This window comes from Erwinia sp. S43 (assembly GCF_016624745.1).
Lineage (GTDB): Bacteria > Pseudomonadota > Gammaproteobacteria > Enterobacterales > Enterobacteriaceae > Erwinia > Erwinia coffeiphila.
Window position 1 is genome coordinate 362,396 of sequence record NZ_JACVTX010000003.1, and the last position, 13,411, is coordinate 375,806.

A 13,411-nucleotide genomic window follows, 5' to 3' on the forward strand; every position below is an offset into this window, starting at 1 on the left:
AATTAATTGCTCCAGCCGCCATCGATAATCTGTGCGGTGCCGGTGGTGTAAGCGCTGGCGTCGGAGGCCAGATAGGCGGCCAGCGCGGCGATCTCTTCGGCAGTGCCGATGCGGCCAATGGGCTGACGGGCCACAAAAGCGCGATAGACTTCCTCTTCGCTTTTCCCTTCCGCCTGGGCCTGCGTGGCAATACGCTGGCGCAGCGAAGGCGAATCGACAGTGCCCGGGCAAATGGCGTTACAGCGGATGCCGTCGCCGATAAAGTCCGCCGCTACCGAGCGCGTCAGGCCGATCACCGCCGCCTTGGTGGTGCTGTAGGCGAAACGGTTAGCCACGCCCTTCACGCTGGAGGCCACCGACGACATGTTGATAATCGACCCTTTTTTCTGCGCCAGCATGGCCGGCAAAAATGCCTGAATCATGTGGAACATGGCGGTCACGTTGAGATCCAGGGCGAACTGCCACTCCTTCTCGCTGCACGCCAGCAGGCTGCCGCTGTGCACCACACCCGCGCAGTTGAACAACACGTCCAGCGTGCCGATTTCTTCTGCCGCCCTGGCAATCGCCTGTCGGTCGGTCACGTCCAGCTGATAGGGCGTAATGCCCGGCAGATCGTACAGCGCGGAAAGCTGAATATCGCTGGCGATCACCTCGGCTCCGAGTTCGGCGAAGTGGCGAGCGGTAGCCAGCCCAATCCCCTGCCCGGCGGCGGTGATCAGCACGCGTTTCCCCTGTAGGTTCATTGCAACTCCTTTGGTATAATGATCTAATGGTCAGGCCATTAACGGTGAACTTTTCCCTCACATTGAGGGGCGTAAAAGTACCGAGATGGCCGCAGAAGAATTACTTTTTATTGACATTTATGTAACATTGGCAAGTGTGATGTTGCTTTTTTGTGCACGCAGTCACTTAAATTTAATTTTCAGGTAAGCGCGATATGCCGATAAAAAAGATGGAAAACCCAAGACTTTACAGGCAGATAGCCGATCAATTAATCAAGCTGATCGACAATAACGAATTTCCGCCCGGCAGCCGCCTCCCCGCCGAGCGAGAACTGGCCGAACAGCTACAGGTCAGTCGGGCATCGGTGCGCGAGGCGCTGATTGCACTTGAGGTGATCGGCCTGGTCGATGTGAAGGTTGGCAACGGCGTAATCGTCAAGGCACGGCGCAGCAATGCGGAGCCGGTGATGGCCGAAGCCGGACGCGACCAGTGGCACGAGCCGGACGACGAGCTGGGGATTAATCTGGACTTCTCCACCGAGCTGCCGCCCTTCTCGCTGTTACAGGCCCGCCTGCTGATTGAGCCGGAAGCCGCGGCGCTGGCCGCGCTGCACGCCAGCAATGCCGAGCTGGAGGCGATCCGCGCAGCCTATAAACAAAACTGTGAAGATAACCGGGCGAATTCGCACACCCATCCCGGCGACAGGTTATTCCATATCCGCATCGCCCAGGCCAGCGGCAATCCCGCCTATGGATTTATCATTGGCCACCTGCTTGGGCACCGCTACGGCAGCATGTTCCGCATGTTGCAGGCGCACTTCACGCCGAGCGATATGCCAAACGTTTCAGAGCATGAGCATCTTGCCATTCTGAACGCACTGGAAAAACGCAATGCGAAAGCCGCCAGGCAGGCGATGAAACTGCATATCGAGCGGGTGATTTCCACCTTTGGTGGGGTGCAGGAATAGGTCGCTGCACCAGAGATTTTTCAACTCAGCAACGTAACGTCGGCCCGTCTTTGAGGGCTGCGGCGGCCCTCCGTGCCTGGAAAACTGCTATCTGAACAACTATACCTAAGAATGAAATTTTTATTCTGAAGTGGAGAGGTATGGGATATCTGGCGTGGACGGCTGCTGCGGGCGGCCTGTTACTTTTAATGTCGCTGTCATATGGCTGGATCAGTCGCGCGCCGATCCCGGTATTCGGGCTTTATCTGCTGGTGGGCATCGGCTGCGGCCCCTGGGGACTGGATATCGTCAATCTCGATATCGTGGAACACGCCTCGCTTACCAGTCGGATAACTGAGATAGCCATGGCGGCATCGCTGTTTATTACCGGCCTGAAAATCCGCCTGCCGCTCACCTCGCCCTACTGGAGAACGGGCATCATGCTGGCCCTGCCCGGCATGTTACTGACCATCGCCGGTATTATGGTTGCCGCCCACTATCTGACGGGGCTGTCCTGGCCGCTGTCACTGGCGCTGGCTGCTATTCTGGCGCCGACCGATCCGGTGTTGGCAAGCCTGGTTTCGATTAACGATGCGCGCGACGGTGACCGTTTACGCATTGCCCTTTCCAGCGAAGCGGGCCTGAATGACGGCACGGCGCTACCCTTTCTGATGCTGGCATTGATCTGGTATCATGCCGGAGAAGCGCCCGGCACGGAGGAGTGGTTCACCTGGCTGAGTGTGGATCTGGTCTGGGCACTGGCAGGCGGACTGCTGATTGGTTTTGCACTGGGCCGAATTATTGGCCTGATCGCCACCCGTTCCCGCCATGCGCAGGGGGACATGGCACCCAGTGATTTCGTTGCATTGGCGCTGATCTGCCTGAGTTTTTCACTGGCGATGTCTCTTAGCGCATCGGGCTTTCTGGCTGCTTTTTCCGCAGGTATCGGGCTACGCAGCGCTGAAATCAGCGTGCAGAAAAGGCACGCTGACAAAGAGGAAGATATTCACAATTTTCCGGCAGAGATGCAGATAAACCCGCACACGCGCCACGGCATTGAGGAGCGCACGCCGATTAAATCAGTCGGCCTGGTGATCGGCGATGCGCTCTCCTTTGGCGATACAGTGGAGCGGCTGCTGGCCGCCGGGCTGATCATCGTGCTGGGCGTAACGCTCTCCGGCCACTGGAATGCGCCCGCCCTGCTGCTGGCGCTGCTGATCTTTATGGTGATCCGTCCGCTGGCCGTATTTATTGTCACCTGGCGTTCCGGCACCACGCTGCTGCATCGCGCCAGTCTTGGCTGGCTGGGCATTCGCGGCATCGGCAGCCTGAACTATATCGCTTACGCCTGGGTCCACGGTATGCAGGGCGCGGATGCCACCCGGGTCATCGACATCGCCCTGACCATTGTCACCGCCAGCGTGCTGGTACACGGCATTTCGGTCACGCCGCTAATGGCGATGCTTCAGCGGAAAGAGGGCTGAGGCTTAACGCTTTCAATATTTCATTCTAAATGCTTCAGCCATTTTACTAATCTTGTGCATATGGTTGTTATTTCATGCCATTTTATGCGCTTCAGGCTTGAGAATGATAATAAGAAGATAGCTGTCAGGCTCCATTGCGCCCTGACAATAAACCAGATGAGCAAGATCGCTGGTACGTTTGAACTGGCGGAGAAAATGAGGGAAATGCGAGTCTGCATCGGCGAGATGGATATGTGCCACCCGCTCCTCTTTCACTAGAGGCAAGGTGGCATCATCGTCATAAAGTGCATCCCGACCAAACGTATCGGGCAATACACCTTCCTGTTTATAGATTAGAAAATCCGCAACCAAATCATCCAGTTCCTGCTGGCTCAATTGATGGCGGATTAGTGCAGATTTAAAAATCCTTATGCTCATTCCGTGAACTCAGCAAGATCCTTATCCGAGGCGCTGTCCAATAGCGCCTGCCCACTATCGGCAATATGGCTCAAGCGTTCAGCCGTAGGCCGAAAACGTGCGGCAATATGCGTTTTGCCCTGTTTCTCTTCTAACAGATCGATCAGTGCTTCAAACACCCGTGCACTCACCATATAGCCCGCAGGCCGGTTATTTGACAGTACGGCAACCGGTTCATCAATAAAATATTTCGCCGGGTTTTTTCTTAACTCTGTAATATTTATGGATTTTTCCGCAAGAATACGTTCCATAACCCACCCTTTAACGTACTTAACAATACACACTATAATGCACATTATAGTATACATCAATTTTGAACCGTACATGATGCACGGAGTCACTTCAAATCATCTATGAATCTGCTTCATAACCCATGCCTGCCTGACACCATTATCTTATCCCGACACTGAGCTACTCTAATGGCGACTGTTCCGCTGACAGCGGCGGCCCGCCGTGATAAGCCGCTGGTGATGGAGTGTGACCAGGAAAGGAAGACCACGGAAACGGTCAACGACTGGCTGGAGGCGGTTCGAAGCTGATCTGCCTGAGCCTGGCCTGGCGATTATTTATGAAAAAAAATCATAAACCCTAGCAAATTAACCCCTCTAATCACATCAATCACTCCGGGTTATGCTTTCCACTCTGACCACCGCTGAGGGAAATCGTGATGCACTCGGTAACACTGAACAACGGCATTGAAATGCCCCTGCTGGGCTTTGGCGTATTCCAGATGACGGACGCCGCCGAATGCGAGCGCGCTGTGATTGACGCGCTTGACGTCGGCTATCGCCTGATTGATACCGCCGCGTCTTACCAGAATGAAACCCAGGTCGGGAATGCGCTTAAACAAAGCGGCATCGCGCGCAGCGAGCTGTTCATCACCACCAAACTGTGGCTGCAGGATGCCAGCTATGACGGCGCGAAAGCCCAGTTTGAACGCTCGCTGAATCGGCTGCAGCTGGACTATGTTGACCTCTATCTGATTCATCAGCCCTACGGCGACGTCCACGGTGCCTGGCGAGCGATGCAGGAACTGTATCAGGCCGGGAAAATCCGAGCGATCGGCGTCAGCAACTTCCACCCGGACCGACTTGCCGATCTCATCGCTTTTAACACGGTCGTTCCCGCCGTTAATCAGATTGAAGTTAACCCCTTCAACCAACAGCTGCACCCGGTGCCATGGATGCTGAGCCGTGAGATCCAGCCTGAAGCCTGGGCACCCTTTGCCGAAGGCCGAAACGGCCTGTTCCAGCATCCACTGTTAACCGCCATCGGTGAACAGTACGGCAAAAGCGTGGGCCAGGTTGTACTGCGCTGGATCTTCCAGCGCGGCATTGTCTCGCTGGCCAAGACCGTACAACGGGCGCGGATGGCAGAGAACATGAACATCCTAGACTTCACGCTTAGTCCGCAGGATATGCAGCAAATTACCGCGCTGGATACCGCCACCAGCGCGTTCTTCTCACACCGCGACCCGGCGAGAATTGAATGGCTGACCGGCCGTAAACTTGATGTTTAACATCCTGACAAATAAGGAGTTACGTGATGCAAAAACGTTATCTTGGTCATTCCGGACTGGAAGTCTCTGCGCTGGGTCTGGGCTGTATGGGCCTGAGCCACGGCTACGGCCCGGCAACGGACACCCGTCAGGCCATTGAACTGATCCGCGCCGCCGTAGAACGCGGTGTCACCTTCTTTGATACCGCGGAAGTGTACGGCCCGTATCTCAACGAAGAAGTCGTTGGCGAGGCGTTAAAACCGTTGCGCGACCGGGTGGTCATCGCCACCAAATTCGGCTTTACCTTCGGTGATGACAATAAACAGCAGATCTTAAACAGCCGCCCGGAACACATCCGCAAGGCGGTGGAAGGTTCGCTGCGTCGGCTGGATACCGAGGTTATCGACCTGCTGTATCAGCACCGCGTCGATCCGGATGTGCCGATTGAAGACGTTGCCGGGGTGGTGAAGGATCTGATTGCCGAAGGCAAGGTGAAACACTTCGGCCTGTCGGAAGCCGGTGCGCAGACCATTCGCCGCGCGCACGCCGTGCAGCCGGTCGCCGCACTGCAAAGCGAGTACTCCCTGTGGTGGCGTGAACCCGAGCAGGAGATCCTGCCGCTGCTGGAAGAACTCGGTATTGGGTTTGTTCCGTTCAGCCCGCTGGGCAAAGGCTTCCTGACCGGGGCAATTAAAGCAGGAACCACCTTTGGCGACGACGATTTCCGCAGTAAAGTGCCGCGCTTTGCCGCCGACGCACTGGAAGCTAATGAACAGCTGCGGGTTCTGCTGGCCGACATCGCGGCAGAAAAAGGCGTCACGCCTGCGCAGATCGCGCTGGCATGGCTACTGGCGCAGAAGCCGTGGATTGTGCCCATCCCGGGCACGACGAAGCTGCACCGTCTGGATGAAAACCTGGCGGCGGCGGATGTCGCTCTGACTCAGCATGAGCTCCGCCAGATCGCACAGGCGCTGGAAACGGTGAAAATCACCGGCGAACGCTATCCCGCCGCGCTGGCGGCCAGGGTCGGGCGCTAAAATTCAGCGACAGCAGCGTTGTCGTAGCGCAACGTTAACGATTCGCCCGCCTTAAACCTATGAACTCTTCAGACATTTTCTTCAAAGGGGTCTCTTGCAGTCCCCCTTTCCGCCCCTACACAATCCTGTTTTTTACGATAGTATGGTTAGATTATTTGACCAGAGAAGTGTGACGATTTGAAAATAATGGGCTTCGCTTCATGTTGACGTAGAACGATAATGCAACACCCAGCCACGTAAGTGGGCTGGATGCCCGTTGCCTACTATCGCAGCCGATTAGTTATCGCATTTACCCGGTAAAGCTAACTTAACTTCCGACTTGGACACGACTCGCATCCCCTCGCTTTCTGGAACCTGCTCTAATCCTGCTCCCCCTACGAAAACACCCATTTTGATATATTGACGAACGAAATAATTCTTCCCTGGGGTTACGTTGAGCGTCAGGTTATTGGGGGAAAACTCGGATTCAGTTCCCAGAACATGAGGCTGGTTGGTTGATATTTGCTGATAGAAGAAGACTCTGTCGGCAGTTTCTCCGACGCAGCGGCCATCAAGATAAACGTCTTTTTTTAATGCTTTCCCAACAAAGCTGTCTCTGTAGACATACAGACCCGCATTACCATCATCTGGTTTAGGAAATGATTTAGCCGTCGCATTTTCAGCATGGCTGGCCAGAGGGACTGATGCACAACCGCCAAGGAGCATTGAGGAAAGAATTAAAGCTGCGAAGATTATTTTATTCATCGGATTCTCATAGCGTTAAGAAAAAAAACGCGATAAGAATAATCTTATTTAACAAGTGTGTCACTACTGAAATGCAACGAAACAAAATGTAAATTCAATCTCCCCTCTGCCGATCGAAAATCACAAATCTTAAAACCGGGCAGCATATCATGTCCGCAGTTTCATCTTTCCATGCGCATCTACACCACTGTTTCAGCCGTCGAAAACACACCCAGTTAGTTCAGTAGTATTTATCATTAACTGACTCACCGCACATTCGCCGCATCATAAGCCGCCTGCGCCGCCAGCACCGCATCCATATTCTTTTCCGCCCAGTGCATCAGTACCGAAACGGTTTTGGTCAGCGTCTGGCCCAGCGGGGTGATGCTGTATTCCACCGTGACCGGCACGGTAGCAAAAACCTGGCGGGCGATCAGGCCGTCGCGCTCCAGCTTGCGCAACGTCTGGGTTAATACCTTCTGTGAAATGCCCTGTACATCGCGGCGCAGGTTGTTAAAACGCACCGGGCCACTTTCCAGCCGGCCCAGAATCAGCAGCGCCCATTTGTCCGCCAGCCTGGCCAGCACCTCACGAGTCGGGCACTGATTGCTGTACACATCCCAGGCTAAATGCTCTTTATTCATATGCTTATTCCTCTAATGCCGGTTTCCTTTTGGAAACGTAGTGGCGATAAAGTGCCTTCTTCCGCGCTGTAAACAACGCTGGTATAACTTGCAGGTGGTTTCTATTGGATACTAAGGCGCAAGAAATAGCAAAGCCATACGCGAACGCGCTGAATTCAGAAAGTGTTGTGGATGAGGTTTCTGGCCGGGGCTTAAACGCTCACGGGCCGGACCGAATAACGATTGTTAATCAAGGGGATCTATCATGAGTATTGCGGTGGTTTATTTTTCTGGCTACGGACACACCAGGCTGGTGGCAGAGAAAGTGGCCGAGGGCGCACAGGCTGAACTGATTGCCGTTGACCAGAATGGCGATATCCAGGAGAGCGACTGGCAGAAACTGAACGAGGCCAAAGCGATCATCTTTGGCGCACCAACCTATATGGGCAGCGTGCCGTGGCAGTTCAAAAAGTTCGCAGATGCTTCATCCAAAATCTGGTTCACCCGCGGCTGGCAGGATAAAATCTTCGCTGGTTTCAGCAACAGCGCCAGCCTGAACGGCGACAAGCAGGTCTCCCTGCAGTACCTGCAAACGCTGGCATCACAGCACGGCGGGATCTGGGTTAGCCTCGGCTTCCCTCCGGCCAATACCCTGGCCTCAACGCGCGAAGACGTGAACAACCTCGGCGGCTCCGTGGGCCTGCTGGTGCAGTCGCCTTCAGACGCGGGCGCGGATAAGATTGCCTCCGGCGATCTGGAAACCGCAGTGAAATTCGGTGAGCGCGTGGCATCTGTTGCCCGGCGTTTTAACTGATAGGCAGTGCCCCGCCGCGTTAAGCAGGCGGGGCATTCTTCACTTACCCGCCAGGCAGATTCGATGCTGCGGCCAGCATCAGCATCAGCATCAGCATCAGCATCAGCATCAGCATCAGCATCAGCATCGAATTAAATCCTGTGCACCTTACCCTTACTACAACGTCTTCAGCGGCAGATAAATATCCGTCACCAGCTCATGCTCCGGCACCTCATGCACAAAATTCATATAGTGCATATACAGCGGAAAATCGCGTAGCTCCTCGCCGCTGGCGGGCAGCCAGTCGCGATAAAGCTGCTGTGCCAGCTCGGTTAATGCATCGTGCGATCCGCAGTGGCGCAGCACCGCGCAGCGACCGCCGGGGATCGTGCCGTTCACCACACCAAATGGATTATCTTCCGGAATCGGTTCGGAAACCGATCCGCAGATATGAAACTGAAATACCTCTGGATCGGTGGTGGCCGGATCGTCCGGCGCAATGCCGAACGTCTGGCTGGTGAGTACCGGCGACAATCCGGTAGTTTTACGCCAGGCAATAAAGCGCGCCGCCGTTTCGTTAATACGCTCGTGCTGCCCGCGATGGGTCAGCATAGCGATCTGCGTTGCCGGAAATGTTTTAATTTCAACGGGCATTTTCTCTCTCCGTCTCAGATTTAGCTGTGGCATACGCTGGTGCCAGGTTACCCAGGCAGGCTGCAGGCGAAATTCACTCGGGGTCATGCCAAACATCTGCTTAAATGCCCGGCTGAACGACTCCGAATGCTGGAAGCCCGCATCCAGCGCGATATCAGTGATTTTTTCCGCAGAGTTGAATGCCAGCCGGTACGAAGCATGCTTCAGCCGCATCAGCTGAATATATCGCCACGGCGTCACCCCACAGCAGGCGGCGAACTGCCGGTGAAAGTGATACGGCGAAAAATGTGCCACCGCACTCAACTTTTCAAGCAGCAGCACATCGTCAAGATGGCGCTCAATATAGGCAAACACCCCGTCAAAGCGGCGGCGATACTCTTCAATTTTATCGTCTGGCATCACATTCTCCTTGAGCAACCACTATTCCACAGCCAGCGGGCAGTCAGCCTGACGGATCTTGCTGACATTGCGCCAGGAGCTGTTGTTGCTGAAGCTTCCACGCGGCCACTTCCTCATCCAGCCAGACATTGAACAGCGCCACTTCCGCCGGTTTCTCAGCGTGCAGCGGCGTCACCCGCCAGTATGACCAGGGGTAGTCGCCACGAAAACGGGTCAGCTGTACCAGTTCACCGCGCAGCAGCGCATCCTGCACCAGCGTGCGCCGCTCCAGCGTAATGCCCTGCCCGCGCCTTACCGCCTCCAGAACCAGATTGGAGTCATTAATGCACAGCCCCGCAGGCAGGATTTCAGCACCCAGCCCGGCGCTGCTGCACCATGTTTTCCAGGACTCCGACGAGAAAATAATCTGACTTTCCGCCACATCTTCCGGCGTGGCGGGCAGCCGTCCGCCGTTAAATGTCGGTGAAGCCACCACAATCAGTTCGTCGCCAAAGAGATACCGGCACTCCACGCCCTGCCAGTCGCCGTTGCCCATACGAATAACAATATCACTGGGATGTTCGGCGATATCGTTAACGGTCAGGCTCACCGTCAGGCGCAGGGTTATATGCGGGTGCAGCTGTCGAAAACGCTGTAGCCTTGGCGTGAGCCAGTGGTTGCCAAATGACGGCACGGTGGCGATGGTCAGTTCTGATTTTCGCGGATTAACCTGCACCAGACGGGTGGCATCACTGATGCGGCTCAGCGCATCACGAATATGCAGTGCATAAAGCCTGCCCGCCTCGTTGATCTGTAATCCACGACCGTGACGGATAAACAGCCTCACGCCGATCAGCTCCTCGAGCTGTTTGATCTGCTGGCTGATAGCCGAATGCGTCACGCAAAGCTCTTTTGCTGCCCGGGTCACGCTGCCCAAACGGGCAACGGCTTCCAGGCTGCGCAAACTGGCAATGGGGGGAAAACCTGACATCGGCAACTCCTGAATGATTATCCGGCAATACGGGTTAACTTATCATGCACCCCGCATTTTCAACAGGTTATCGGCGACTACCCCGCCGCCTTGATGTAACCAAAACTGACCAAAGCCGTTAGAAAGCGCTGATTATCGCACGGAAAAATTTACGGTAAGTTAGGGGTCTTAGCGAATGTGTAAACCCGGAGCGGTAATGAAACTGATTGGCATGATGGATTCCCCCTATGTGCGGCGCGTCGCCGTTTCACTGGCGCTGTACGACATTGAATTTGAAAGCCAGACGCTTTCGGTATTCAGTACCTTTGAGGAATTTTCGCAGCAGAATCCGGTGGTGAAAGCGCCAACCCTGGTGCTCGACGACGGTACCGCGCTGATGGATTCCACGCTGATTCTTCACTATTTTGAAGCGGTTGCCGACGCCTCGCACAAACTGCTGCCGCAGCGGCCGCAGGCTCTGGCAGAGGACTTACGGCTGCTCGGGTTGATCCTGGCGGCCAGCGAGAAAGCCGTGCAGCATGTGTATGAGCATCATCTTCGCCCGTCGGAGAAACAGCATCAGCCGTGGATTGAACGGGTGACCCGGCAGCTGCTGGCCGCCTGCCGGGAATGGGATCGTGCACTTGAAAAACGTCAGTTCGGCGAAAAAGCCGATCAGGTGGCCATCAGCAGTACGGTGGTCTGGACCTTTATTCAGCAGATGATCCCTGCTGTGGTCGCGGCCGCTGAATTCCCGTCCATTCAGCGGATCAACGCACGTTTTGAAACACAACCCGCGTTTCAACGCTATCCTCACGGCTGATCCCGTGCAGATATGGTGGCAAAGGTTTTATCCGCCGTTATCTGCCCTTGGCCGTACCACGCAGAATCGCCTGTGCCAGCGCATCCGGGTGGGTGAGCGCGATCATATGCGGCGCATCGGCGATAACCTCCATGCTGGCTCCGGGGATTGCCAGCATCCCCTGCATCAGCTCGGGCGGCGTGGAGGCATCCTGTTCCCCGGCAATGATATGTGCCGGAACAGCAATTTCCGCCAGCCGGGTGCCGGTTTCAATAGCGGCCAGCGCCAGCCAGCCGGCATTCCAGTCGGCCACAAAGGCGCGCTGCACGCTGTCCCGTGCATAGCGCACCGCCCAGCCATTTACCGCTAAATCGTCCGGGCGGAACCAGCGCGTCAGGCTGGGGGCCACCTGGGCATCCATCCCCTGCTCTTCTGCTGCACCGGCACGCTGGCGGAAAGCGTCAAACGCCCAGGCGGTGGCAGCGATAATGGTCAGCGTCAGGAAGCGTTCCGGTGCCATTAAGGCCAGCTGCAGGGCAATCGAGCCGCCCAGCGACAAACCGGCGATATGCGCCTGGCGGATGCCAAGCCGATCCAGAACGGCGGCCAGATCCCGCGCATAATCCTGCAGACCGTTCGCGACAGGTGCCGCCGCCGCCGCACCGAAGCCCCGCAGATCGTAGGCAACCACCCGGAAACGCTCGGTAAGGAGTGGAATGACCTCCCGCCACATCCGCCAGTCCAGGCCCAGGGCATGAATCAGTACCAGAACGGGCCGGTCGCCGCCGCTGTCATACAGCCGGGTCTGGTGATCGTCCAGCGTGAATTTACCGGCGGTCAGCGGCTGAAAGCGCTCCATTTCGGTTAACGCCGTGCGCGTGGCGTTCAGCAGGTTCAGCGCGCGAGGATAGCCGACATATACCGAGGCATGTTCCGCCAGGGCAATCAGTTCGTCAGGATCGGCCCCCACGCGCAGTGCTGCCTCAAGGTGAATGCGCAGCTGCGGCTCCGCTCCCCCAATCGCGGCGAGCATCCCCAGAGTCACCAGTTCCCGCTCCCGACGCGAAAGCGTAGAGGCGGCAAACACCGTACCAAAAGCATGTTCAATCAGCGTTTCCGCAATGATCGCCGAGGTTTCACTGACCCTGCTGACCGTCTGCTCGCCGCGAGGGCCATCAATGGCGGTTAATTCCTTCCAGCCGATTTGTTGATAATTCATCGTCATATCCCCTGTTGTCATTCCGAGTACAGAGAGTGTATCTTTGCAAAATTGGTAAATGTACGGGCAAAAAGCGATGATGGATTTCGAAAATTCGAAAATGGCAGGCTGGAAGTAAATTCCCGTTTTTCTTGCGCTGGCACGCCTGGGTACGCTGACGGCGGCCGCACAGGTGCTGCACATCGCCCCTTCCTCCGTGGCCCGGCACATCGAGCAGCTGGAACAGGATCTCGGCACCGTACTGTTTCAGCGCAGCCCTCAGGGCTATGTTCTTACCACAGGCCATACTGATCCATGCAGAGCGTGCCGAATCCGCAATGAATGACGCATTCAGGCAGAGTTCCAGCTTCGCGCAGGAAGTATCAGGCACGGTGCGTATTGCACTGCCGGAGAATTTTGCCAACCATCTGCTGATCCCCGCGCTGCCCGATTTCCAGCGCCGCTATCCACAACTGCGCATAGAGCTGGCGACCAGCATGCGGATAGCTAACCTCACCCGGCGGGAGGCGGATATTGCCATTCGCCTTTCCCGGCCACAGCACGGTCAGTTTATCGTTTCACGTATCGGCCAGATGACTACCCGCCTGTATGCCAGCGCCGCCTATCTGGCCAGGCACCCGACAGAAATAACGGCACAGGGTGCAGACCATCAGATGGTTGGCTGGGATGATACGCTCCAGGATATGCCGCTGCCGCAGTGGCTTGCGGGCCAGCTGCCATCCGCGCATTCGCCTTTTACCGCTTCAACGTTGCAGGGGCATTTGGAAGCCGCAATAGCCGGAGCTGGATTAACGGCGCTGCCCGATTTTCTTGCGGGTCAATTGATTCCGGTCGGTAAAGAGCGGCTCATTCAGGATATTTATCTGATTACCCACAGCGATATTCGGCGCGTCCCGCGCATTGATGTGACCATGCTATTTATCCGGGATTTATTTGCAGAGTGGCATGAAAGGTTATTTGGCGGTAAGAATTAAACCGGCTGCTAATTCCCTGTAATCAGCAGGCCAATAATCCTGTCCCAGGGTTCAGGAATCCACACTTACCGTGTTTCTATTACCCACTGGTACTACTGTACAACGTCGGTTAAACATAAATTTACATTTAT

Annotated in this window: 16 protein-coding genes; 8 read left to right on the forward strand and 8 right to left on the reverse strand. The window is 55.8% G+C overall.

From position 1 onward, the window contains the following. Nucleotides 1–2: 2 nt before the first annotated feature. The gene (locus IBT47_RS05955) at nucleotides 3–743 is read right to left on the reverse strand and encodes an SDR family oxidoreductase (RefSeq protein WP_200559762.1); all 741 of its coding nucleotides are present in this window, start codon (nucleotides 741–743) and stop codon (nucleotides 3–5) included. A 194-nt stretch (nucleotides 744–937) separates the two neighbouring features. Between IBT47_RS05955 and IBT47_RS05960 the strand changes: the two genes are divergently transcribed. Beyond that, nucleotides 938–1,690 (forward strand): FadR/GntR family transcriptional regulator, encoded by a 753-nt coding sequence (locus tag IBT47_RS05960; protein WP_200559763.1) that lies wholly within the window; start codon nucleotides 938–940, stop codon nucleotides 1,688–1,690. Nucleotides 1,691–1,830: 140 nt separating this feature from the next. Further along, the gene (locus IBT47_RS05965; protein WP_200559764.1) at nucleotides 1,831–3,153 is read left to right on the forward strand and encodes a sodium:proton antiporter; all 1,323 of its coding nucleotides are present in this window, start codon (nucleotides 1,831–1,833) and stop codon (nucleotides 3,151–3,153) included. 72 nt (nucleotides 3,154–3,225) lie between these two features. Here IBT47_RS05965 and IBT47_RS05970 read toward each other — a convergent pair whose 3' ends face one another. Both IBT47_RS05970 and yafN read right to left on the reverse strand, forming a co-directional pair. Next, a complete protein-coding gene (locus IBT47_RS05970; protein ID WP_234471719.1) occupies nucleotides 3,226–3,570 on the reverse strand; it encodes a type II toxin-antitoxin system YafO family toxin in 345 nt (114 codons plus the stop codon). Continuing rightward, complete coding sequence (gene yafN / locus IBT47_RS05975) at nucleotides 3,567–3,860, reverse strand: type I toxin-antitoxin system antitoxin YafN (protein WP_200559765.1); 294 nt, start codon at nucleotides 3,858–3,860, stop codon at nucleotides 3,567–3,569. Before yafN ends, IBT47_RS05970 begins: the two co-directional genes overlap by 4 nt. 416 nt (nucleotides 3,861–4,276) lie before the next feature. Between yafN and IBT47_RS05985 the strand changes: the two genes are divergently transcribed. Then, the gene (locus IBT47_RS05985; protein ID WP_200559766.1) at nucleotides 4,277–5,128 is read left to right on the forward strand and encodes an aldo/keto reductase; all 852 of its coding nucleotides are present in this window, start codon (nucleotides 4,277–4,279) and stop codon (nucleotides 5,126–5,128) included. A gap of 26 nt (nucleotides 5,129–5,154) precedes the next feature. Beyond that, nucleotides 5,155–6,144, forward strand: coding sequence for an aldo/keto reductase (locus tag IBT47_RS05990; RefSeq protein ID WP_200559767.1), 990 nt, complete (start codon nucleotides 5,155–5,157; stop codon nucleotides 6,142–6,144). A gap of 276 nt (nucleotides 6,145–6,420) precedes the next feature. Here the strand turns inward: IBT47_RS05990 and IBT47_RS05995 are convergent, their stop codons facing one another. Continuing rightward, entirely contained in the window at nucleotides 6,421–6,888 is a 468-nt protein-coding gene (locus IBT47_RS05995; protein WP_200559768.1) for a DUF2846 domain-containing protein, read from the reverse strand. A gap of 245 nt (nucleotides 6,889–7,133) precedes the next feature. Continuing rightward, on the reverse strand, nucleotides 7,134–7,511 hold the full coding sequence (locus IBT47_RS06000) for a helix-turn-helix domain-containing protein (protein ID WP_200559769.1): 378 nt from the start codon (nucleotides 7,509–7,511) through the stop codon (nucleotides 7,134–7,136). 244 nt (nucleotides 7,512–7,755) lie between these two features. Here IBT47_RS06000 and IBT47_RS06005 point away from each other — a divergent pair, with 244 nt between their 5' ends. Next, nucleotides 7,756–8,304: a flavodoxin family protein gene (locus IBT47_RS06005; RefSeq protein WP_234471720.1), complete on the forward strand. Its 549-nt coding sequence runs from the start codon at nucleotides 7,756–7,758 to the stop codon at nucleotides 8,302–8,304. A gap of 156 nt (nucleotides 8,305–8,460) precedes the next feature. Here IBT47_RS06005 and IBT47_RS06010 read toward each other — a convergent pair whose 3' ends face one another. Next, the gene (locus IBT47_RS06010) at nucleotides 8,461–9,336 is read right to left on the reverse strand and encodes a GyrI-like domain-containing protein (protein WP_200559770.1); all 876 of its coding nucleotides are present in this window, start codon (nucleotides 9,334–9,336) and stop codon (nucleotides 8,461–8,463) included. A 43-nt stretch (nucleotides 9,337–9,379) separates the two neighbouring features. Further along, nucleotides 9,380–10,306, reverse strand: coding sequence for a LysR substrate-binding domain-containing protein (locus IBT47_RS06015; RefSeq protein ID WP_200559771.1), 927 nt, complete (start codon nucleotides 10,304–10,306; stop codon nucleotides 9,380–9,382). A 196-nt stretch (nucleotides 10,307–10,502) separates the two neighbouring features. Between IBT47_RS06015 and IBT47_RS06020 the strand changes: the two genes are divergently transcribed. Next, complete coding sequence (locus tag IBT47_RS06020; protein ID WP_200559772.1) at nucleotides 10,503–11,108, forward strand: glutathione S-transferase family protein; 606 nt, start codon at nucleotides 10,503–10,505, stop codon at nucleotides 11,106–11,108. 37 nt (nucleotides 11,109–11,145) lie between these two features. On the opposite strand, the gene IBT47_RS06025 is transcribed toward IBT47_RS06020, so the two are convergent. Continuing rightward, nucleotides 11,146–12,306: an alpha/beta fold hydrolase gene (locus tag IBT47_RS06025; RefSeq protein WP_200559773.1), complete on the reverse strand. Its 1,161-nt coding sequence runs from the start codon at nucleotides 12,304–12,306 to the stop codon at nucleotides 11,146–11,148. Between the two features lie 172 nt (nucleotides 12,307–12,478). On the opposite strand from IBT47_RS06025, the gene IBT47_RS27000 reads away from it, so the two are divergent. Both IBT47_RS27000 and IBT47_RS06030 read left to right on the forward strand, forming a co-directional pair. Next, nucleotides 12,479–12,631, forward strand: coding sequence for a LysR family transcriptional regulator (locus IBT47_RS27000; protein WP_370569862.1), 153 nt, complete (start codon nucleotides 12,479–12,481; stop codon nucleotides 12,629–12,631). Continuing rightward, complete coding sequence (locus IBT47_RS06030; RefSeq protein WP_234471721.1) at nucleotides 12,624–13,280, forward strand: LysR substrate-binding domain-containing protein; 657 nt, start codon at nucleotides 12,624–12,626, stop codon at nucleotides 13,278–13,280. The genes IBT47_RS27000 and IBT47_RS06030 overlap by 8 nt, the downstream gene beginning before the upstream one ends. Nucleotides 13,281–13,411 lie beyond the last annotated feature (131 nt).

Bases quoted from the DNA above. Each gene is read 5' to 3' on its own strand.
- IBT47_RS05955 (WP_200559762.1), bottom strand. From the start codon at position 743: ATGAACCTACAGGGGAAACGCGTGCTGATCACCGCCGCCGGGCAGGGG.
- IBT47_RS05960 (WP_200559763.1), top strand. From the start codon at position 938: ATGCCGATAAAAAAGATGGAAAACCCAAGACTTTACAGGCAGATAGCC.
- IBT47_RS05965 (WP_200559764.1), top strand. From the start codon at position 1,831: ATGGGATATCTGGCGTGGACGGCTGCTGCGGGCGGCCTGTTACTTTTA.
- IBT47_RS05970 (WP_234471719.1), bottom strand. From the start codon at position 3,570: ATGAGCATAAGGATTTTTAAATCTGCACTAATCCGCCATCAATTGAGC.
- yafN (WP_200559765.1), bottom strand. From the start codon at position 3,860: ATGGAACGTATTCTTGCGGAAAAATCCATAAATATTACAGAGTTAAGA.
- IBT47_RS05985 (WP_200559766.1), top strand. From the start codon at position 4,277: ATGCACTCGGTAACACTGAACAACGGCATTGAAATGCCCCTGCTGGGC.
- IBT47_RS05990 (WP_200559767.1), top strand. From the start codon at position 5,155: ATGCAAAAACGTTATCTTGGTCATTCCGGACTGGAAGTCTCTGCGCTG.
- IBT47_RS05995 (WP_200559768.1), bottom strand. From the start codon at position 6,888: ATGAATAAAATAATCTTCGCAGCTTTAATTCTTTCCTCAATGCTCCTT.
- IBT47_RS06000 (WP_200559769.1), bottom strand. From the start codon at position 7,511: ATGAATAAAGAGCATTTAGCCTGGGATGTGTACAGCAATCAGTGCCCG.
- IBT47_RS06005 (WP_234471720.1), top strand. From the start codon at position 7,756: ATGAGTATTGCGGTGGTTTATTTTTCTGGCTACGGACACACCAGGCTG.
- IBT47_RS06010 (WP_200559770.1), bottom strand. From the start codon at position 9,336: ATGCCAGACGATAAAATTGAAGAGTATCGCCGCCGCTTTGACGGGGTG.
- IBT47_RS06015 (WP_200559771.1), bottom strand. From the start codon at position 10,306: ATGTCAGGTTTTCCCCCCATTGCCAGTTTGCGCAGCCTGGAAGCCGTT.
- IBT47_RS06020 (WP_200559772.1), top strand. From the start codon at position 10,503: ATGAAACTGATTGGCATGATGGATTCCCCCTATGTGCGGCGCGTCGCC.
- IBT47_RS06025 (WP_200559773.1), bottom strand. From the start codon at position 12,306: ATGAATTATCAACAAATCGGCTGGAAGGAATTAACCGCCATTGATGGC.
- IBT47_RS06030 (WP_234471721.1), top strand. From the start codon at position 12,624: ATGAATGACGCATTCAGGCAGAGTTCCAGCTTCGCGCAGGAAGTATCA.